Consider the following 1042-nt stretch of genomic DNA (forward strand, 5'->3'; position numbering starts at 1 on the left):
TCCCGTCGATAGCGAATGCGCACACTCGCCCGGACCTCGCTGATGAGTGCATCGGAGGCGATCACCGTCCGGCCACTATCCATGAACACGTCAGCCCATACGGTGTCCACGAGCACCCATTGGATGCCATCGGAATGCGGACTTTGCGTGTCTTGCTGCTCGATGCGCACGCGCCGATTGAAGCTGCCGATGCTCACTACAGCCCCGGCCGGCGACGATGAGCCGCCAACAGCTTGCGAACACTCAGCGGCACCTCGGAAAGCGAGCCTTGCGCACTGTTTTCGCGGTTCGAATAAAGATCGGCGGCCACTTTGAGTATGGCCATGCGAACCGCTGGATTGATGACCATCGGCTGAGTGCCCGCCTCGTTCTTGGCAAGCGCCTCCTTAAGCTCGGCTTCTGTGGCGAACACCTGCCGGTTCAGGTAATCCGCCACATACTGAATCGCCCCTTCCACGAGCACCTCAATCACGCCATCTTCCACGCCTGGATCGACCCGCAGGTAGTCGAGCGCCACCTGCAAATCCACAAGCGCCACGATGAATTAGACCTCGCTCTTCTTCGAGGCTGCACCGTCGATCTTGAGCGCACGCATCGGTTCGGGATTGAGCAAGCCGCCGCCAACACGCTTAGTCGTGTAAAACATCACATACGGCTTGGTCGTGTAGGGATCGCGCAATAAGCGAGTGCTGATGCGATCGATGATGAGGTACGACTGCTTGAAATCGCCAAACAGGATCGGCGTCGCAGCGACCGCAACGTCCGGCATGTCGGGCATTTCCGTCACCGGATAACCTGCCAGGGTCGGGGGCTGACCAACGACGAACGACGGTTGCCACAAATAATTGCCCTGCCCATCTTTGAGCTTACGCACCGCGCGCTGCGTGTTGCGATTCATTGCAAAGCGCGCGTTGCCGGTGAAGGCCGATGGCAGATCGTAGATAAGATCGATGATTGCGTCTGACGAGATTGCGCCCGCTGTGCCCGAGCCTACGATACCAATCTCGCCGAATGGGTGTTTTTTTTCAGCCACACCGCCCTT

3 protein-coding genes are annotated in these 1042 nt (G+C 58.7%); all 3 read right to left on the minus strand.

Features of this window, described 5'->3' with window-relative positions:
• Positions 1-197, minus strand: a 197-nt coding sequence (locus QCE79_RS32955; protein WP_309851650.1) for a head-tail adaptor protein, incomplete at its 3' end; no start/stop codon positions are given.
• Entirely contained in the window at positions 197-538 is a 342-nt protein-coding gene (locus QCE79_RS32960) for a head-tail connector protein (RefSeq protein WP_309851653.1), read from the minus strand. The genes QCE79_RS32955 and QCE79_RS32960, both read right to left, overlap by 1 nt.
• A 6-nt stretch (positions 539-544) precedes the next feature.
• Positions 545-1042, minus strand: a 498-nt coding sequence (locus QCE79_RS32965; protein ID WP_309851655.1) for a phage major capsid protein, incomplete at its 5' end; no start/stop codon positions are given.

It is taken from the genome of Caballeronia sp. LZ003 (genome assembly GCF_031451465.1).
Lineage (GTDB): Bacteria > Pseudomonadota > Gammaproteobacteria > Burkholderiales > Burkholderiaceae > Caballeronia.